This is a genomic window from Paraburkholderia domus, from assembly GCF_905220705.1.
Lineage (GTDB): Bacteria > Pseudomonadota > Gammaproteobacteria > Burkholderiales > Burkholderiaceae > Paraburkholderia > Paraburkholderia domus.
Window position 1 is genome coordinate 47,956 of the sequence record NZ_CAJNAT010000015.1, and the last position, 19,923, is coordinate 67,878.

At 62.8% G+C, this 19,923-nt stretch carries 15 protein-coding genes; 11 read left to right on the forward strand and 4 right to left on the reverse strand.

The annotated features are described in order from the left end of the window. Positions 1–6 precede the first annotated feature (6 nt). Entirely contained in the window at positions 7–351 is a 345-nt protein-coding gene (gene lptM / locus KHO31_RS23400; protein WP_201079634.1) for an LPS translocon maturation chaperone LptM, read from the reverse strand. A 35-nt stretch (positions 352–386) separates the two neighbouring features. Here lptM and cyaY point away from each other — a divergent pair, with 35 nt between their 5' ends. Further along, positions 387–704 carry an iron donor protein CyaY gene (gene cyaY, locus KHO31_RS23405; protein ID WP_201079632.1) on the forward strand — a complete coding sequence of 106 codons (318 nt, stop codon included), beginning with the start codon at positions 387–389 and terminating at the stop codon, positions 702–704. A 75-nt stretch (positions 705–779) separates the two neighbouring features. On the opposite strand, the gene KHO31_RS23410 is transcribed toward cyaY, so the two are convergent. Beyond that, positions 780–3,185 (reverse strand): penicillin-binding protein 1A, encoded by a 2,406-nt coding sequence (locus KHO31_RS23410; protein WP_211624217.1) that lies wholly within the window; start codon positions 3,183–3,185, stop codon positions 780–782. 253 nt (positions 3,186–3,438) lie between these two features. On the opposite strand from KHO31_RS23410, the gene pilM reads away from it, so the two are divergent. From pilM to KHO31_RS23445, 7 genes are all read left to right on the forward strand, one after another. Then, positions 3,439–4,431, forward strand: a complete 993-nt coding sequence (gene pilM, locus KHO31_RS23415) for a type IV pilus biogenesis protein PilM (RefSeq protein ID WP_211624219.1) — start codon at positions 3,439–3,441, stop codon at positions 4,429–4,431. Continuing rightward, positions 4,431–5,156 (forward strand): fimbrial assembly protein, encoded by a 726-nt coding sequence (locus KHO31_RS23420; RefSeq protein ID WP_211624258.1) that lies wholly within the window; start codon positions 4,431–4,433, stop codon positions 5,154–5,156. The genes pilM and KHO31_RS23420 overlap by 1 nt, the downstream gene beginning before the upstream one ends. After that, entirely contained in the window at positions 5,153–6,076 is a 924-nt protein-coding gene (locus KHO31_RS23425; protein WP_201079626.1) for a hypothetical protein, read from the forward strand. The genes KHO31_RS23420 and KHO31_RS23425 overlap by 4 nt, the downstream gene beginning before the upstream one ends. Positions 6,077–6,243: 167 nt before the next feature. Continuing rightward, a complete protein-coding gene (locus KHO31_RS23430; RefSeq protein WP_236071405.1) occupies positions 6,244–7,830 on the forward strand; it encodes a type IV pilus secretin PilQ in 1,587 nt (528 codons plus the stop codon). Between the two features lie 106 nt (positions 7,831–7,936). Next, entirely contained in the window at positions 7,937–8,488 is a 552-nt protein-coding gene (locus KHO31_RS23435) for a shikimate kinase (protein ID WP_201079622.1), read from the forward strand. Next, entirely contained in the window at positions 8,488–9,573 is a 1,086-nt protein-coding gene (aroB, locus tag KHO31_RS23440) for a 3-dehydroquinate synthase (protein WP_201108359.1), read from the forward strand. Before KHO31_RS23435 ends, aroB begins: the two co-directional genes overlap by 1 nt. Before the next feature lie 124 nt (positions 9,574–9,697). Then, a complete protein-coding gene (locus tag KHO31_RS23445) occupies positions 9,698–10,849 on the forward strand; it encodes a deoxyguanosinetriphosphate triphosphohydrolase (RefSeq protein ID WP_236071411.1) in 1,152 nt (383 codons plus the stop codon). A gap of 137 nt (positions 10,850–10,986) precedes the next feature. Here KHO31_RS23445 and KHO31_RS23450 read toward each other — a convergent pair whose 3' ends face one another. Together KHO31_RS23450 and KHO31_RS23455 are read right to left on the reverse strand one after the other, a co-directional pair. After that, a complete protein-coding gene (locus KHO31_RS23450; protein WP_201086136.1) occupies positions 10,987–11,367 on the reverse strand; it encodes a DUF883 family protein in 381 nt (126 codons plus the stop codon). Between the two features lie 338 nt (positions 11,368–11,705). Then, positions 11,706–12,431 carry an OmpW/AlkL family protein gene (locus tag KHO31_RS23455; RefSeq protein ID WP_201079614.1) on the reverse strand — a complete coding sequence of 242 codons (726 nt, stop codon included), beginning with the start codon at positions 12,429–12,431 and terminating at the stop codon, positions 11,706–11,708. A 186-nt stretch (positions 12,432–12,617) separates the two neighbouring features. Between KHO31_RS23455 and KHO31_RS23460 the strand changes: the two genes are divergently transcribed. The 3 genes from KHO31_RS23460 to KHO31_RS23470 all read left to right on the forward strand — a co-directional run bounded on the left by KHO31_RS23460 (position 12,618) and on the right by KHO31_RS23470 (position 19,907). Further along, positions 12,618–13,325: a transposase gene (locus KHO31_RS23460; protein WP_054036587.1), complete on the forward strand. Its 708-nt coding sequence runs from the start codon at positions 12,618–12,620 to the stop codon at positions 13,323–13,325. Positions 13,326–13,622: 297 nt separating this feature from the next. Further along, positions 13,623–18,326, forward strand: a complete 4,704-nt coding sequence (locus KHO31_RS23465; protein ID WP_201108358.1) for a glutamate synthase-related protein — start codon at positions 13,623–13,625, stop codon at positions 18,324–18,326. Positions 18,327–18,437: 111 nt separating this feature from the next. After that, the gene (locus tag KHO31_RS23470; RefSeq protein ID WP_201086134.1) at positions 18,438–19,907 is read left to right on the forward strand and encodes a glutamate synthase subunit beta; all 1,470 of its coding nucleotides are present in this window, start codon (positions 18,438–18,440) and stop codon (positions 19,905–19,907) included. Positions 19,908–19,923 lie beyond the last annotated feature (16 nt).

Below are 19,923 nucleotides of genomic sequence, written 5' to 3' on the forward strand. Positions count from 1 at the left end.
AAAGTCTTATTGAGCGGGAGTGACGGCCGAGGCAGGTTGCGCGGGCATAGCGGCGGATGCGGCAGAAGCGGGCGGTGTGGCGAGTTCGCTTTCCGGCGACAACGAGAGCGGTGCGCCAGAAGTATCCGGTACCTCACCCATCGGGGCGGCGGTTTGCGCGCCCGGTTTCACTTCACCCGGCGACGGCGTCTGCGTGCGATCGACCGGCTTGGCCGGTAGCGGTGGCACGACTGGCAAATAAAGCGAACCGCGTTGTCCGCAGCCGGCCAGTGCACAACCTGCGAGAATGGCTAAACCCGCTACAATCGCGCGGCCGGGCGCCGCCGCGCGCATCCGAGATACGACTCGCATGACTGTCCCTGAATAAATAATCGATGGAGTTTAGCATGTCCGATAGTGAATACCTGACCCGCGCGGAAGCCGCGCTAGCCGCCATCGAACGCGCGCTCGACGACACGGAAGCCGACATCGAACTCGAGCGCAGCGGCAATGTCCTGACCCTCGAATTCGAGAACCGCACGAAGATCATCGTCAACCTGCAGCCGCCGATGAGCGAGATCTGGATTGCCGCGAAAGCGGGCGGATTCCACTTCCGTTTCATCGACGGTGAGTGGCGCGATACGCGCAGCGGCACGGAGTTTTTCGCCGCGCTGTCGGAGTACGCGACGCAGCAGGCCGGCGAGCCGGTTCACTTCAAGGCATAAAGCGACCAGCTGAAAGAAAACCGCCGCGCATCGAGCGCGGCGGTTTTCTTTTTTCCGAGGGACCTTGGTATTTCTTTAGTGCCCCTTGAACAGATTCATGATGTCCTGCTTTTCCTGTTCACCGACTTGCTCGGGCGCCGCGGCCGTCGCGGACGCGCCGCTCGCATCGGCATCCAGCGCAGCCTGACTGATACCGACAGTCGCGACGAAACCGTGCCCTGGCGTGAAGTCGTCGAAATACAGTTCTGAGCCAAGCTCGGTCAGGCCGTCGGGCATCGGCATCTTGTAATCCGGTACGCCTTTGAGCGCGCGCGCCATGTACTCGATCCACACCGGCAATGCGAGGCCGCCGCCGGTTTCTTTATCGCCGAGACTGCGCGGGTTGTCATAGCCGATCCACGCGATGGCGGTGAGCGTGTGCTGATAGCCGGCGAACCATGCATCGCGCGAATCGTTGGTCGTGCCGGTCTTGCCGCCGAGGTCGGTGCGCTTCAGCACGTTGGACTTCGCGCCCGTGCCACGTTGCGCGACGCTTTGCAGCAGGCTGTTCATCACATACGCATTGCGCGGCTCGATCGCGTGCGGCGCACTCTGCGCGGCGACAAGCGGTTGCGCATGTGCGACGACGATACCGCGCTGATCGGTGACTTCAGCGATCAGATACGGGTTGACGCGATAGCCGCCGTTAGCAAACACCGAGAAGGCGCCAGCCATCTGCAAGGGCGTGACCTGACCCGCGCCGAGCGCCATCGGCAGGTAAGCCGGGTGACGCTCCGCATCGAAACCAAAACGCGTGATGTATTGCTGTGCGTACTTGGTGCCGATCTGGTTCAGGATACGAATCGACACGAGATTCTTCGACTTCTGCAGCGCAGTGCGCATGGTCATCGGACCGTCGAAACCGCCGCCATAGTTCTTCGGTTCCCAAGCCTGACCACCTGTCTCCGCAGCGCTGAAAAAGAGCGGTGCGTCATTGATCACCGTGGCCGGTCCGAGCCCCTTTTCAAGCGACGCCGAATAGATGAACGGCTTGAAGCTCGAACCCGGCTGACGCCACGCCTGGGTCACGTGGTTGAACTTGTTCTTGTTGAAGTCGAAACCGCCGACCAGTGCGCGAATCGCACCATCTTGCGGCACCACCGAAACGAACGCGCCCTCCACTTGCGGCAACTGCGTGATCGACCAGTTGCCGTCGTCATCCTTCACGAGGCGAATGATCGCGCCCGGCCGCACGCGTTGATTCGGCTGCGCACGCGGGCCGAGCGCAAACTGCGCGAAGCGCAGGCCGTCGCCCTGAATGGTCGCGACGTTGCCGTCGATGAAGGTGGCCTGCACCTGCTTCGGGCTCGCCGCCGTCACCACCGCGGCGATGATTTCGCCGTTGTCCGGATGCTCGAGCAACGCGTCGTCGATAGCCTGTTCGCGGTCGTCCGCATCGGACGGCAAATCGATGAACGCTTCCGGGCCGCGATAGCCGTGGCGCCGTTCGTAGTCCATCAGACCTTTGCGCAGCGCCCGGTAAGCGACGTCCTGATCGGCTGAGTCGATGGTGGTCACGACGTTCAGGCCGAGCGTGTACGCCTCTTCGCGATACTGCGCGTACATCATCTGCCGCACCATTTCCGCGACGTACTCTGCGTGCACGCTGAACTCCTTGCCGGCACCCTTGACAACCAGCGGCTGCTTGCTTGCCTCGTCGTATTGTTCCTGGCTGATGTAGTGCAATTCGTACATGCGCTGCAGGATGTACTCCTGACGGATCTTCGCCCGCTTCGGATTGACAACCGGGTTGTACGCGGACGGCGCCTTCGGCAGGCCAGCCAGCATGGCCGATTCCGCCAGCGTCAGATCCTTCAGATCTTTCCCGAAGTACACCCGCGCCGCGCTTGCGAAGCCATACGCGCGCTGACCGAGATAGATCTGATTCATGTACACCTCGAGAATCTGGTCTTTCGACAGCTTCGATTCAATTTTGTACGCGAGCAGCATCTCGTAGATCTTGCGCGTGTAGGTCTTCTCACTCGAAAGGAAGAAGTTGCGCGCCACCTGCATGGTGATCGTGCTGGCGCCTTGCGTGGCGTGACCATTGGTCAGTGCGACGAAGCCGGCTCGCGCGATGCCTGTGAGGTCGACGCCGCCGTGATCGTAGAAGCGTGCGTCTTCGATGGCCAGCACGGCTTTCTTCAGGCTGTCGGGCACGTCCTGGATATGGACGATGTCGCGCCGCTCTTCACCGAATTCGCCGATCAGCACGTGGTCGGCCGTATAGATGCGCAATGGCACCTTCGGCCGGTAGTCGGTCAGCGCATCGAGCGACGGCAGGTTCGGCGTCGCTACCACCAGCGCATAGCCGAGCACCAGCAGCCCGCACAGGAAGCCTGCGACGATCAGACCCACAAAGCCCATGACGAGCTTGAGCCACAGGGGGCGTTTGCGCTTCTGCGGCGCGGGCGGCGGGGACGTAGGAGACGTGGATTGCATATGGGCACCAAAAAACAGTCCCGCGATTATAGCCGCCTCGCTTTTCAGCTTTCGGCATGCTTACTGACAGTTCTTGACAAGTCGGCGCGCCGCGCAGGAATGACTTCACTGTAGACGCTTTGAAGGCGTGCAGGGCGTGCGTCTCGCAACGTTAGCCATTTGGCTGAATGTCGCGCGGCGGCGCGACTACGCACAATTCTTCCTCGTTACTCGCGTTCGAATGGTTCGCCGCGTGAGTCTGAGGGAGGGCGTGATGACGTTCAAAAGTTCGTGGCTTCAAGGTGTGCAACTCGGTGCGCAGCGTTTTGCTGCGGGAATCGATGTCGGTTCGCAGGCGGTGCGTCTGGTTGTAGTGAGTCAGCATTCGCGCACACGTGCTGCGTTGCATATCGAGTACGTGAGCACGGTGCCGCTCGGCGCCGGCGCGATGGCCGGCGCAGAGATCGCCGACCGGCATGCGGTGGCGCGTGCGTTGCGCGACGCATTCGCCGGTCTGCCGCGCGCGTGTACGACGCATGCGTTGCGATGCGCGATGGCGCTGCCCGCTTCGGCCACGCTGACAGCCACTGTGCCGCTCACACGGCTTGCCGCACTCGCTGGCTGCGCGGAAGACGGCGGGCATGAACTCGCCGAACTCGAGCCGGCGGTGATGAGTGAAGTCGAGCGCATCGCAGGCCTCGAGCGGCATGCGTTGGCGGTCGACTGGTTCGTCGACGAAACGCGTTCGCCGATTCGTGCGGTGACGATCGCCGCCACCGCACGCCAGCATCTCGAAGCGCGTATCGAATGCGCGGCGACCGCGGGCATCTCGCTCACCGCGATCGATGGCGAGCCGCATGCGGCGTTGCGCGCAATGCGCTACGCGGCGAGCCACGAACTCGATCCGCACGAGCCCTATGTCGCGCTCTGGATCGGCATGGACGGCGTGTACGGCTGGCGCATCGTCGACGACTGCCTGGTCGGCGAAATGCGCTATCCGGCGCCCGAACACACCGATCTCGCCGACGCCTTGCGCGATCTCGTCCACGGCCCGGTACTCGACTGCGCGTTGTTGAGCGGTGAGGTCGAATTGCTCGACGGCGTGGGTTTCTCGATTGCGGATATAGCCGATGTGCTGGGCTGCACTGTGCTGCCGTTCGAATGCGCGGCGCTGGGCGGTTTCGACTGTCAACTGCGCGATCCGTTGTTGCACGAGCCTGCCGCAGCGGTCGCCTTCGGACTTGCGTTGCGTGGGGTGCTCGAATGATGCGCGGTCCGCGCTCCGGTTTGAATCCTGCAGGCCCGGACACGCAGCAGTCTGCGCGCGGCGCGCGCTCCTCACGGCTGTGGCTCGGTGGCTTCAATCTGCTGCCGTATCGGCAACGCAATGCGCGGCTTGCGCGTCGGCGGCGTCTGCTCGAATGGGTTGCCGCAGCCCTCGCCGGTTTGGCGGCCGTGCTCGCGTTAGTCGGGTGGCAAGCATTCGAAAGGGCGAGGCTCGATGCGCGCCGCGCGTCGACCGAACAATCGCTCACGCAACTGGCCGTGCCCCTCGCGGAGCACGCCAGGTTACAGCGGGCGCAAGACGAGCAACGCAAAGGCGCGGCGCGTGCGCTGAACTTGTCCGAGCCGCTTATGCATTTGCGCGATCTGCTGGATGCATTGAGTTTCGAACCCGGTGACGGCGTGGTGCTGCAGCAGTTGCGCCAGCGCGAGCACGAGACAGAGTTGCTCGCGACCTCGCGCGGACACATCGCGTCGGCCGAGTGGCTCAAACGCTTGAGCGCGATCCGCGGCGTGAAGGGTGCGGAGGTGAGCGACCTGCACCGCTCGACGCCTCGCAGCAGCGCGGTTGCGGCGGCCAGCGTCACCGGCCCGATCGAATTCGGAGCGCATCTGCGCTGGGACTACCTGCCGCAGAAAACGGCCCATACGTCCGGCTTTGCGCCGCAACGTCCCATGAAGTCTGAACAATCAGGAGGTGCGGAATGAGTACGACTTTTGCCGGGTTCGGCGGCGCGGCAAGCGCGCGCCCCTTTCTTTCACAGTGGCTGAAGCATGTGCGCTTGCCGCTCGCTGCCTGGAGTCATCGGCGCCGGTGGGTCGTTGCCTTGCTGATCGCTGCGGTGGTGTTCGGACTCGGCGCGCACGGCTGGGTTGTGGCCGATCTCGGTGGGGTCGAGGCGAGCCGGACGGCATTGGAGGTGGCCACGCGGCATCTTGCGGATGCGCGCTACGCGCTGGCGCAATTGCCCGCGCTGCGCCGGGAAGCTGCCCCAACACCGGGCGCACAGTTGCCTGTGTCATGGACTTCCGCAGACGATGTGCGCATCGTATCCGAACTCGCGGCGCAGAATAGCGTCTCGTTGCTCTCGGTGGAACCAGGCGCCGCCAGCGGCTCGGGTGCCGAAAGCATGCGCCCTATACAGCTCAGCGCGCACACTGATTTTGTCCATCTGATGGCATTTCTGCGCGGCCTGTCGGATCTGCCCGTGCTGATCGTTCCTGTTGACGTAACGGTCAAGCGCGATGCTGCTTCGTTGGCGGTGAGGGCGACGCTGCACGTATTCAGCGCGCTGCGGCCGGTGCCTTCAACTTTTACTGCCGACGCGTTTGCGGACGAGAGCCTCGATTTGGACGACGAAGAAGACATCGTGTTCTTCGACCCGTTTTCGCTTCCGCAGATGCTCGCATCCGGCGAGCAGCAGCCTGACGCTTCGCAGCTGCGCCTGGTTGGCTTGCTGCACGATCGCACACGCGGCCTGGCTTTGCTCGATACGCCGGATGGCGCGACCACGGTCGTGTCGGGGCAGCAACTTGGTACTGAGCGCGTCACGCGACTCGACGCGCTCAGCATCACGCTCGTGAATGGCGGTGCGACACGCACACTGGCACTGACGGAGGTGTCCTGATGAGGCTGATGAAGCCAGTCTGCGTGGCCCCCTCATATGTAGGCGCTCTTGCGTGTCATGGCTGGCCTGACTCGGGCTCGACTATGCGATGGCGAGCGGCCCTTCGCGCGTATCTTGGTACTCGCGTGTCTGTCGGGCTATGTGTCAGCGTAACGCTGAGCGTCGGCATGGCGTACGCTTCGACCCCACCGCTGCCGCCGCTGCCCGCGTACATGCCGCGCGACGACGCCATCACGCCGCCCGATGCTCGATATGACGTTCCGCCGCTGCCGCGCGGCAGCACTGCCGACGTGCCTAACCCGTTTCGCGACGATTCCGCCGACGAACCCCGCGTACCGCAAGCGGCGGCAGCAGCGGGCATCGGACGCGGCGACGATCTAGACGGTGACGCAGACGGTTCGGTGCCGTTACGGAGACAATCCGCAGCCTCTGCGCGAGACGACCCCACCGGCACCTCGACGCTCGAAGGCCCACCGGTCCCGCTGCCTCCGCTCACGCGCCTCAGCGACGCACCGAAAACGCCTGCAGACGCCGAACTCGCCGCCGACGACAAGCCGATCTCGCTCAATTTCCAGCGTGCCGAACTCGGCGCAGTGCTCAATGCCTTCGCCCAGTTCACCGGACTGAACATTGTCGCGAGCGAGAGAGTGCGCGGCGCCGTTTCGCTGCGGCTCGACAAGGTGCCGTGGCGCACGGCATTCGATACCTTGCTCGACGTCAACGGGCTGGCGATGGAGCGCCACGGTAACGTGATCTGGGTCGCACCGATCGCGGATCTGGCCGCGCGTGAGCGGCAGCGTTTCGAAGCGCACGCGAGAGCCGCCGATCTTGAGCCGCTCGCAAGCCGCACGTTCGAACTGCACTACGCCCGAGCCGAGGATGTGCGGCGCCTGCTGACCGGCGCCGGAAACCAGCGCGTGTTGTCCAAGCGCGGCGCCGCGACGGCCGATCCGCGCACCAATCTGCTGTTCGTCACCGATCTTGAGGGACGCCTCGCGCAGATCACGGCGTTGCTTGCCTCCGTCGACCGGCCGACCCGTCAGGTATTGATCGAGGCGCGCATCGTCGAGGGTGAGCATGGTTTTTCGCGCAATCTCGGCGTGCGGCTTTCCATGGCGGCCGCCAACGCCGACGGCACCGCCCGAGGTTTGACGGGAGGCAAGGACGGCACCGTGTACGATCTGTCGGCGCGGCCGATTTCCGGTTTCGATGCCGCGACCGCCGGGCTGACCTTGTTCGCGGCCGGGGCGACGCGGCTCCTGAACATCGAGCTGAGCGCGCTGGAGGCCGAAGGGCGCGGTGAAATCGTCTCGAGCCCCCGGGTCGTGACGGCGGACCGGATGAAAGCGGTCGTCGAACAGGGCACCGAACTGCCCTATCAGGCGAAAGTGGGGCAGGGCGTGTCGGGCGTGCAGTTTCGCCGCGCCACGCTCAAACTGGAGGTCGAGCCGCAAATCATGCCGGACGGCAGAGTGGTGCTGGACCTCGATGTTGCCAAAGATAGCGTCGGCGAGCAGACCGATGCCGGACCCGCGATCAACACCAAACACGTGCAAACGCGCGTCGAAGTCGAGGATGGTGGTACGGTGTCGATCGGCGGAATTTACGCGACCGACGACCGGGACGATGTGACGCGGGTGCCGCTCCTGGGCAAAATACCGGTTTTGGGCGCGCTTTTTCGCCATCGGGCCCATCGGGACCAGCGCAGTGAACTGGCAGTTTTCATCACACCGCGCGTCGTTCAGACAAATTAGGGGCACGCTTTCGCCGCTCGCGAGCGGCGGGGCGCAGGCTCGACAAGGCAGCCGCTTTGCCAGTAAGCTGCGGCACGAACCATACCGGATTAGCCAGAGGACACCGTTGCAAGCGCGGGACGCACACGCCAATGTATTTTTTGTAGGGCTCATGGGGGCGGGCAAAACCACCGTGGGCCGGGCCATTGCGCGCCGTCTCGATCGCCCGTTCTTCGATTCCGATCACGAAATCGAGGCGCGCACAGGCGCGCGCATCCCGGTGATCTTCGAGCTGGAAGGCGAAGCGGGCTTTCGCGATCGCGAGGCGCACGTGATTTCCGATCTGACCGGGCGCGACAATATCGTGCTGGCCACGGGTGGTGGCGCGGTGCTGCGGCCGGAAAATCGCGAAGCGCTGCAAAATCGGGGCGTCGTGATCTATTTGCGCGCCAATCCGCACGATCTGTGGCTGCGCACCCGGCGCGACAAGAATCGCCCGCTTTTGCAGACCGAAGATCCCAAAGCACGCCTTGAGGCGCTCTACGAAGTACGCGATCCGCTATACCGGGAATGCGCGCACTTTGTGATCGAAACCGGCCGGCCCTCGGTCAACGCACTCGTCAACATGGTTCTGATGCAGCTCGAGCTGGCCGGCGTCGCCAAACATCCTGCGTCATAATGGACCGTATGATTACCGTCAATGTCGAACTGGGCGAGCGCGCCTACCCCATCCATATCGGGGCCGATCTAATCGGCCAGACCGCGTTGTTCGCGCCGCATATCGCCGGCAGCTCGGTCACCATCGTCACGAATACCACGGTCGACCCGCTCTACGGCGACACGCTGCGAGCGGCGCTCGCGCCGCTTGGCAAGCAGGTGTCCACGGTCGTTTTGCCTGACGGCGAAGCGTACAAGAACCTCGAAACCCTGAACCTGATTTTCGACGCGCTGCTGGGCTCGCGCGCCGATCGCAAGACCACGCTGATCGCTCTCGGTGGCGGCGTGATCGGCGACATGACGGGGTTTGCCGCGGCTTGCTACATGCGCGGCGTGCCGTTCATCCAAGTGCCGACCACCTTGCTGTCGCAGGTCGACTCGTCGGTGGGCGGCAAGACCGGTATCAACCATCCGCTCGGCAAGAACATGATCGGCGCGTTTTACCAGCCGCAGGCTGTGATTGCCGACATCAGCGCGCTGCGCACGCTGCCGGCGCGCGAACTGGCCGCGGGCGTCGCTGAAGTGATCAAGACCGGCGCGATTGCCGACGCCGGTTTTTTCAGCTGGATCGAAGCGAACGTCGAGGCGCTCAATCGCTGCGAGCCGCAAGCGCTGGCCGAGGCGGTCAAGCGCTCGTGCGAAATCAAGGCGTCGGTCGTGGCCCAGGACGAGCGCGAAGGCGGACTGCGCGCGATCCTCAATTTCGGCCACACCTTCGGTCATGCGATCGAAGCCGGACTCGGCTACGGCGAATGGCTGCACGGCGAGGCGGTCGGCTGCGGGATGGTGATGGCGGCGGACCTGTCCGTGCGCATGGGCTATCTCGACGAAGCTGCGCGCAAGCGTCTGGTCGACGTGATCGTTGCCGCGCATTTGCCCACCCGGGCGCCTGCGCTCGGCGATTCACGGTATGTCGAACTCATGCGGGTCGACAAGAAGGCGGAAGCCGGCGCGATCAAATTCATTCTGCTGAAGCGTTTCGGTGAGACGCTGATCACCCAGGCGCCCGACGCCGAGGTGCACGCCACGCTGGCCGCTGCCGTCTAGAGACGGCGAGGCAATTGCAGCAAAGCTTTACGCACCTGCGTCACGAGGCGCCGCCCATGTTTCGGAGAATCCGGTGACTGACAGGCGCAGCGACGATGTAAAGCATGACCCGGCAGGCACGCCCGTGAGCGGCGTGCCTTCGCCGGAAGCACTCGAAGCGCATCTTGCGCCGTATGCGGCACATTCCGCCCAATCGCGCGGCCGCCGCTATCCCGAAGCCGCGCCCAACGCGCGCACCGAATTCCAGCGCGATCGAGACCGCATCGTCCACTCGACGGCGTTCCGCCGGCTTGAATACAAAACTCAGGTGTTCGTGAATCACGAGGGCGATCTGTTTCGCACGCGACTCACCCATAGCCTGGAAGTCGCGCAGATCGCCCGTTCGATTGCTCGAAATCTGCGCGTCAACGAAGACCTTGTCGAAGCCATTTCGCTTGCCCACGATCTTGGCCATACGCCGTTCGGCCATGCGGGCCAGGGCGCGCTGAACGAATGTATGCGTGAACATGGCGGCTTCGAGCACAACTTGCAAAGCCTCGCGGTGGTCGACGATCTGGAAGAGCACTACGGCGCGTTCAACGGGCTGAATCTCTGTTTCGAAACGCGGGAAGGCATTCTCAAGCACTGCTCGCGCGAGAACGCACGGCGCCTCGGCGCGCTCGGCGAGCGTTTTCTGGAGGGGCGGCAGCCTTCCATCGAAGCGCAGATCGCCAATGTCGCCGATGAGATTGCGTACAACAATCACGATGTCGACGACGGCTTGCGCTCAGGCCTGCTTACAGTGGAGCAGCTTGCCGAGGTGGAGTTATGGCAGACGCACTACGCGGCGGCACGTGGCGACTTTCCACAGATCGAAGGGCGCAGGCTGATTCACGAGACCGTGCGCCGCATTATCAATACCTTGATCGTCGACCTGATCGATACGACCTCGCTCAATCTTGCAAAGCAAGCGCCAGTCTCGCTGGACGCTGTGCGCGCCGCACCGCCGCTGGTTGCGCATAGCGAAGCGGTCGCCGCACAGGCGGCGGCGCTCAAGCGCTTCCTATTCAAGAACCTGTACCGCCACTATCGCGTCATGCGTATGGCCAACAAGGCGCGCCGCGTGGTGGCCGGCCTGTTCGATGCATTCACGCAAGATCCGCGGCTATTGCCACCCGGCTATCAATCGACGGACGTGTCACAGCAACCGCGCCTGATCGCCCACTACATCGCGGGCATGACGGATCGATATGCGGTGAAGGAGTATCAGCGGCTGTTCGTGATCGACGACAACTGAACGAATTGCCGCTGGCCGGCGTTGCTGCTCGACGAGTGCCGGCGTAACCGCTTTCCGCACGCAACCAAAGCCGGCTTTCCGCAACGCAACCAAAGCCCACGGGGCGGCGACCCGTCTCGCCGCTTGCTGCAACTCGCCTAGCGCAGCCGCGACGCGAACAGTGCGCCCGCGATCAGCGCAGCGCCGCCGACGATCGCTATCGTCTGCCACGGGTTTTCATGCACATAGTCGTCCGCGTCGGAGATCGCGACTTCGGCGCGCTCCCGCATGGCTTCGCGGGTGTCGTTCAGGCGCTCGCGCGCGGCGTCGAGTTGTTTGCGTAGTTTGCCGCGCAGCGCCACCGCGTCGGCCTGGGTGCCGTCCGCCAGGGTGGATTCGAGTTCCGACATCAGTGTGCGCAGTTCGCCGGCGATATCTTCGGCCGCATGGCGGCTATGGCGAGCGATGCGCCGCGCACGGCGGCTGGTAGTGGTCCAGGATTCGCCGAGGGCGTCTCGCGTGTTTGGAAGTGCTGTCATGGTCGCTCCGTCGATGAGGTGAAAAGATCCCACGCTGTCACGAGGCACACGTCGCCACGCGGGAAATGCCATGAGAACGCAACTTCGGTGCCAAACCCGCATCCCCTGTCCACGGTGGCGCAGACCCACATTCCTCAGCAGATATTGCACGGGACGACCCAATGGCGGGTCAAATTTACAAACGCTCATGCCTGCTCGCTGGATGAGCTTCCCACGCCGCGAACGACCGCCCGGCTAGCGCACAAAATAAAAAACGCCGCCATTGGATGCATGACGGCGTTGTCCAAGTCACGAAAATTCGACTACCCTAAGTCAACAGCCCCTAATTTCGTGACGCGTTAGAAACGGTAACCGATGTTGACGTAGGAAACGATCGGGTTCAGCTTGATCTTGGTTTGCGATTGCACATTCAGCGTGCCAACCGGCGTGTTTGCAGCGGTATTTAGCTTGGCGGTCGTGCTGAGCGGCAAGTACGAAATCGAGACGCCTGCGAACCAGTGCTGGTTGAATGCATAGGTGAAACCCGCATTAAAGACCGGCTCCCACGAACTATCCGTAGAGACGCTGGTCGGACCATGCAGAACGTTTTGTTCGAAAGCGCCGTTGGTGATCTTTGCGTCGGTGAACCAGATGCGGCTCACACCAACGCCGAGATACGGGCGGAACGTGGCGGTCGGTGCGTTGAAGTAGTACTTGAACAGCAGAGTCGGGCTCCACTGTTTTGCTTGACCGAGCTTGCCGAACTGGCTGAGGCTACCCGTGCCGTCCAGGTCGAACGAAGGTGGGTAGCCAATCACGAATTCGGTGGCGATGTGATCTGTGACGAAGTAGCCGGCGGTGATGCCGATGGTGTCGGCTGAACTCAGTGATGCGCCGGTGTTAGCTTCAGTGATGTTGGTCGGGCTGCCGCCTATGCTTGTCACCTTCAACGGGTCGCTGCTCGATTGAGGTGCAAGATGGAACCAGCCTGTCGTGACGTAAAAGCTTCCGGCCGATTGCGCATGCGCTGCCGTTGTCATGCAGGCTAGCGCGGCGATCCCCGTTACGGCCTGTTTTAATTTCATATGTGCTCCTCCAAAAAGGCCCGCTCATTATGACTACAACGTTTGAAACAAACCATACGCGGCGGCTAGAGCTTTCTCCCTAGGCTCCGCGCGGTTTCTGGCTCAGCCGCGCCGCGCCGAACCTCGGGCGCAGGCGGCTCTTCGGACCTTCGGGTATGTACCAACGCGACTATTGGATACTTCAGCATGGCACGGCTTGCACGTCTCTATGTCCCTGACCAGCCGCAGCACGTCATCCTCCGCGGACTAGATCAGCAGCCCGCATTTGTCGATGACCAGGACTACGAGCTTTTCATCGACTGTTTGAAAGCGGCTTCACGCGACCATCACTTGTCCATCCACGCGTATGCGTTGATGCCAGGCTCTGTGCAACTGCTCGTCACGCCCACTGAGGAGTCGAGTCTGCCGAAGGCCATGCAGGCAGTGGGGCGCCGCTATGTTGCGCACTTCAACCGGCGTTATGCGCGTCGCGGCACGCTGTGGGAGGGCCGCTACCGCGCCACGGTAATCGAAGGCGAGCGCTATTTCCTGCTGGCGAGTCGCGTCGTCGAGATGTCGCCGGTGCGCGCCGGGCTCGTGAGCGCGCCCGAGGACTATCGCTGGTCGAGCTACCGTCACCACATCGGCCTCACGCTCGACAGCCTGATCACCGATCACCCGCTGTACTGGTCGCTGGGCAATACGCCATTCGAGCGGCAGCGCGCCTACCGCGAACTGTGCGAGCAGCCGCTCGACGAACGCGAAGCCAGTCAGCTTCAGCAAGCCACCTTGAAAGGCTGGGTTCTGGGCAGCGACACTTATCGGGAGTGGGCGGCGCGGGCTGCCAACCGGCGCGTTTCGCCGCTGCCGCGTGGGCGGCCGCGCAAGGTTCGCGAGACGCCGCAGACGCAATAAAGCGTTTCGCATCAACGAGCTGCACCTGAAACGGCATCTTCGCATGCCGTTTTCTTTTGCACCTTTTTGATATGGCACCAATAAAAAATGCCCGCAATGCACCAATTTGATAATTGGGGATCTATCATCACGTTTTATTTGCTATTCCATTGATTCGTCGCGTATATTCCGAATTCCGGTACTTTTTGATACGCGCAGCATTGAGGCGTACGGAGTCGCCGACGTGGTTGCGGTGCGAACTGCGGCAATAGAAAAACGGTTTAACGGCCTGTCCGGCCCCTCACAGACGGTGTCCCCATGAACGACCACCAGCAACCGACTCATCCGGTTCCCGCCGCGCAAGGTCTGTACGACCCGCAAAATGAACATGACGCCTGCGGCGTCGGCTTCGTTGCTCACATCAAGGGCAAGAAAAGCCACGAGATCATCGAGCAAGGCCTGAAGATTCTCGAGAACCTCGACCACCGGGGCGCCGTCGGCGCCGATCCGCTGATGGGCGACGGCGCGGGCATCCTGATCCAGATCCCGGACGGTTTCTATCGCGAGGAAATGGCCAAGCAGGGTGTCGTGTTGCCGCCGAACGGCGAGTACGGTGTCGGCATGGTGTTCCTGCCGAAGGAACACGCCTCGCGTCTCGCATGCGAACAGGAGCTGGAGCGTACGGTGAAGGCCGAAGGCCAGGTCGTGCTGGGCTGGCGCGACGTGCCGGTCGACCACACCATGCCGATTTCGCCCACCGTCAAGGCGAGCGAGCCGCTGATCCGCCAGATTTTTATCGGCCGCGGCAAGGACATCATGGTGACCGACGCGCTCGAGCGGAAGCTGTATGTGATCCGCAAGACCGCGAGCCACCGCATCCAGGCGCTCAAGCTCAAGCACGGCAAGGAATACTTCGTGCCGTCGTGCTCGGCGCGCACGGTCGTCTATAAGGGTCTGCTGCTGGCGGGCCAGGTCGGCGTGTATTACCGCGACCTGCAAGACGAGCGCACGGTGTCGGCGCTGGCGCTGGTGCACCAACGCTTCTCGACCAACACGTTCCCGGCGTGGGAGCTGGCTCACCCGTATCGCATGATCGCCCACAACGGCGAAATCAACACGGTGAAGGGCAACGTCAACTGGCTGAACGCCCGTACCGGCGCTATCGCGAGCCACGTGCTCGGCGACGATCTGCCGAAGCTGTGGCCGCTGATCTACCCGGGCCAATCCGACACGGCATCGTTCGACAACTGTCTCGAACTGCTGGTGATGGCCGGCTACCCGCTCGTCCACGCCATGATGATGATGATCCCGGAAGCCTGGGAACAGCACACGCTGATGGACGACAACCGCCGCGCGTTCTACGAATACCACGCCGCGATGATGGAGCCGTGGGACGGCCCGGCCGCGATCGCCTTCACCGACGGCCGTCAGATCGGCGCCACGCTCGACCGTAACGGCCTGCGTCCGGCGCGCTACATCGTCACCGACGACGACCTCGTCATCATGGCGTCGGAAGCGGGTACGTTGCTGATTCCCGAATCGAAGATCGTCAAGAAGTGGCGTCTGCAGCCGGGCAAGATGTTCCTGATTGACATGGAACACGGCCGCATCATCGACGACAAGGAACTGAAGGACAACCTCGCCAACGCCAAGCCGTACAAGAGCTGGATCGACGCGGTCCGGATCAAGCTCGACGAAATCGAGCCGAAGGCCGAAGACGTCGCAACGGAACGCCGCGAAGCCGCTGCCTTGCTGGATCGTCAGCAGGCGTTCGGCTACACGCAGGAGGACCTCAAGTTCCTGATGGCGCCGATGGCGCAAGCCGGTGAAGAAGCGGTCGGTTCGATGGGCAACGATTCGCCGCTGGCGGTCATGTCCAACAAGAACAAGACGCTCTATCACTACTTCAAGCAGCTGTTCGCGCAAGTCACGAACCCGCCGATCGACCCGATCCGTGAAAACATGGTGATGTCGCTGGTGTCGTTCGTCGGTCCGAAGCCGAACCTGCTGGACACGAACAACATCAACCCGCCGATGCGTCTCGAAGTGTCGCAGCCGGTGCTCGACTTCAAGGACATCGCGAAGATCCGCGCGATCGATCAGTACACGGGCGGCAAGTTCAGTTCGTACGAACTGAACATCTGCTATCCGGTGGCCTGGGGCAAGGAAGGCATCGAAGCGCGTCTGGCTTCGTTGTGCGCGGAAGCTGTGGATGCGGTCAAGTCCGGCTACAACATGCTGATCGTGTCGGACCGCAAGACCGACCGCGACAACGTTGCGATCCCGGCCTTGCTGGCAACGGCCGCGATCCACACGCACTTGGTGCAGCACGGTCTGCGCACGAGCGCGGGCTTGGTCGTGGAAACCGGCTCGGCGCGTGAAACGCACCACTTCGCGCTGCTTGCGGGCTACGGCGCGGAAGCCGTGCACCCGTACCTCGCGATGGAAACGCTCAGCCAGATGGCAGTGGGCCTGAAGGGCGACCTGTCGGCGGAGAAGGCGGTCTACAACTTCACCAAGGCAGTCGGCAAGGGTCTGATGAAGGTCATGTCGAAGATGGGCATTTCGACCTACATGTCCTACACCGGCGCGCAGATTTTCGAAGCAGTCGGTCTGGCTGAAGGCCTGGTGTCGAAGTACTTCAATGGCACCTCGTCGAAGGTCGGCGGGATCGGGCTGTTCGACGTCGCGGAAGAAGCGATCCGTCTGCATCGTGATGCGTTCGGCGACAACCCGGTGCTCGCGAACATGCTCGACGCCGGTGGCGAATACGCCTACCGCGTGCGCGGCGAAGAACACATGTGGACGCCGGATGCGATCGCCAAGCTGCAACACTCGGCCCGCAGCAACTCGTACCAGACGTACAAGGAATACGCGCATCTGATCAACGATCAGACCAAGCGCCACATGACGTTCCGCGGCCTGTTCGAATTCAAGTTCGATCCGACCAAGGCCATCCCGCTCGACGAAGTCGAATCGGCGAAGGACATCGTCAAGCGTTTCGCGACCGGCGCCATGTCGCTGGGCTCGATTTCGACTGAAGCTCACGCCACGCTGGCTGTCGCGATGAACCGCATCGGCGGCAAGTCGAACACCGGCGAAGGCGGCGAGGACGTGAACCGTTACCGCAACGAACTGCGCGGTATTCCGATCAAGAACGGCGACACCATGAAGTCGGTGATCGGCGATGAAGTGATCGTCGACATTCCGTTGAAGGAAGGCGATTCGCTGCGCTCGAAGATCAAGCAGGTCGCGTCGGGCCGTTTCGGCGTGACGGCGGAATACTTGGCGTCCGCTGATCAGATCCAGATCAAGATGGCGCAAGGCGCGAAGCCGGGCGAAGGCGGTCAATTGCCGGGCCACAAGGTGTCGGAATACATCGGCAAGCTGCGTTATTCCGTGCCGGGCGTCGGCCTGATTTCGCCGCCGCCGCACCATGACATCTACTCGATCGAAGATCTGGCGCAGCTGATTCACGACCTGAAGAACGCCAACTCGGCGGCGAGCATTTCGGTGAAGCTGGTGTCGGAATCGGGCGTCGGTACGGTGGCAGCGGGTGTCGCCAAGGCGAAGGCCGATCACGTCGTGATCGCTGGCCACGACGGCGGCACGGGTGCATCGCCGCTGTCGTCGGTGAAGCATGCCGGCACGCCGTGGGAACTGGGTCTGGCCGAAACGCAGCAAACGCTCGTGCTGAACCAGTTGCGCGGCCGTATCCGCGTGCAGGCCGACGGTCAGATGAAGACCGGCCGCGACGTCGTGATCGGCGCGCTGCTCGGCGCGGACGAATTCGGTTTCGCGACGGCGCCGCTCGTCGTCGAAGGCTGCATCATGATGCGCAAGTGCCACCTGAACACCTGCCCGGTCGGCGTCGCGACGCAAGATCCGGTGCTGCGTGCGAAGTTCCAGGGTCAGCCGGAACACGTCGTCAACTTCTTCTTCTTCGTTGCGGAAGAAGCGCGCGAAATCATGGCGCAACTGGGCATCCGCAAGTTCGAAGACCTGATCGGCCACGCCGAACTGCTCGACATGAAGAAGGGTGTCGAACACTGGAAGGCAAAGGGTCTCGACTTCTCGCGCGTGTTCTATCAGCCGCAGGTTTCGGCGGAAGTCGCACGCAAGCACGTCGACGTGCAGGACCACGGTCTCGAGAAGGCGCTGGATCACGTGCTGATCGAGAAGGCAAAAGCCGCGATCGAGAAGGGTGAGCACGTCTCGTTCATCCAGCCGGTGCGCAACGTGAACCGTACGGTCGGCGCGATGCTGTCCGGCACGATCGCGAAGAAGTACGGCCACGACGGCCTGCCTGACGACGCGATTCACATCCAGTTGAAGGGCACCGCGGGTCAGAGCTTCGGCGCGTTCCTCGCGAAGGGTGTGACGCTGGATCTGGTCGGCGACGGTAACGACTACGTCGGCAAGGGCCTCTCGGGTGGCCGCATCATCATTCGTCCGACCAACGATTTCCGCGGCAAGTCGGAAGAAAACATCATCTGCGGCAACACGGTGATGTACGGCGCGATCGAAGGCGAAGCATTCTTCCGCGGCGTCGCCGGCGAGCGTTTCTGTGTGCGTAACTCGGGTGCGACGGCGGTTGTCGAAGGCACGGGCGACCATGGTTGCGAATACATGACGGGCGGCACGGTGATCGTGCTCGGCGAAACGGGCCGTAACTTCGCGGCCGGTATGTCGGGCGGTATCGCTTACGTGTACGACCCGGACAACACGTTCGCGGGCAAGTGCAACAAGTCGATGGTCGCGCTTGATCCGGTTCTGCAACAGGCGGAACAGGAACGTACCGTCGACAAGGGCTTGTGGCACAGCGGCACGACGGATGAAGCCCTGCTCAAGGGTCTCATCGAGCGTCACTTCCAGTTCACGGGTTCGCCGCGTGCAAAGGCGCTGCTCGAAAACTGGGATGCGTCGCGCCGTCAGTTCGTGAAGGTATTCCCGACGGAATACAAGCGCGCGCTGGGCGAGATGGCAGCCAAGAAGGCGAACAAGGAAGTGCTCGCCGCTTAACCCTGCCACCGCAGACCTCACATTTAGCCGTACCCGCCGCGCCGATCGTTCAGTCGGTCCGCGCGGCGGGTGTAGATCACCCCACCTGATACAGATAGAGAAGAGAACCACATGGGCAAGGCAACCGGTTTTCTCGAGTTCGAGCGCCGCCACGAGGCGTACGAAGCTCCGCTCACGCGTGTGAAGCACTACAAGGAATTCGTCGCGGCACTGACCGACGACGAAGCCAAGATTCAAGGCGCGCGTTGCATGGACTGCGGCATTCCGTTCTGCAACAACGGCTGCCCGGTGAACAACATCATCCCGGACTTCAACGACCTGGTGTTCCATCAGGACTGGAAGAGCGCGATCGAAGTGCTGCACTCGACGAACAACTTCCCCGAGTTCACGGGCCGCATCTGCCCGGCGCCGTGCGAAGCAGCGTGCACGCTCGGCATCAATGACGACGCGGTCGGCATCAAGTCCATCGAACACGCGATCATCGACAAAGCGTGGGCCGAAGGCTGGGTCGCGCCGCTGCCGCCGAAGCACAAGACCGGCAAGAAGGTCGCGGTGGTCGGATCCGGCCCTGCTGGTTTGGCCGTCGCGCAGCAACTCGCGCGCGTGGGGCACGATGTCACCGTGTTCGAAAAGAACGACCGGATCGGCGGTTTGCTGCGTTACGGCATTCCTGACTTCAAGCTGGAGAAGTGGCTGATCGATCGCCGCATGCGCCAGATGGAAGCCGAAGGCGTGACGTTCCGCGCCAACGTGTTCATCGGCCGTGCGGACTCGCTGCCGGAACACATCGGCAACACGGCCAAGGAAACCATCACGCCGGCCGAACTGAAAGAACAGTTCGACGCAGTGGTGATCGCTGGCGGTTCGGAAACGCCGCGCGATCTGCCGGTGCCGGGCCGCGAGCTGGAAGGCATCCATTACGCGATGGAATTCCTGCCGCAGCAGAACAAGGTCAACGCCGGCGACAAGGTCGCGAACCAGCTGCTCGCGAAGGCTAAGCATGTGGTCGTGATCGGTGGCGGCGATACGGGTTCGGACTGCGTCGGTACGTCGAACCGTCATGGCGCGAAGAGTGTCACGCAATTCGAACTGCTGCCGCAACCGCCGGAAGAAGAGAACAAGCCGCTCGTGTGGCCGTACTGGCCGATCAAGCTGCGCACGTCGTCGTCGCATGACGAAGGCTGCTCGCGTGATTGGGCGGTTGCTACCAAGCGCCTCGAAGGCAAGAACGGCAAGGTCGAGAAGCTGATCGCCGCGCGCGTCGAATGGAAGGACGGCAAGATGCAGGAAGTGCCGAACTCGGAATTCGAAATGAAGGCCGATCTGGTGCTGCTGGCCATGGGCTTTACGCAACCGGTGTCGCCGGTGCTCGAAGCGTTCGGCGTCGACAAGGACAACCGTGGCAACGTGCGTGCGTCGACTGAAGGCGATAAGGCGTATTACACGTCGGTGGACAAGGTCTTCACCGCGGGCGATATGCGTCGTGGCCAGTCGCTGGTGGTATGGGCGATTCGCGAAGGCCGTCAGTGCGCACGTTCGGTCGATGCGTTCCTGATGGGACATTCGGAACTGCCGCGCTAACGTCTCATGTCGACCA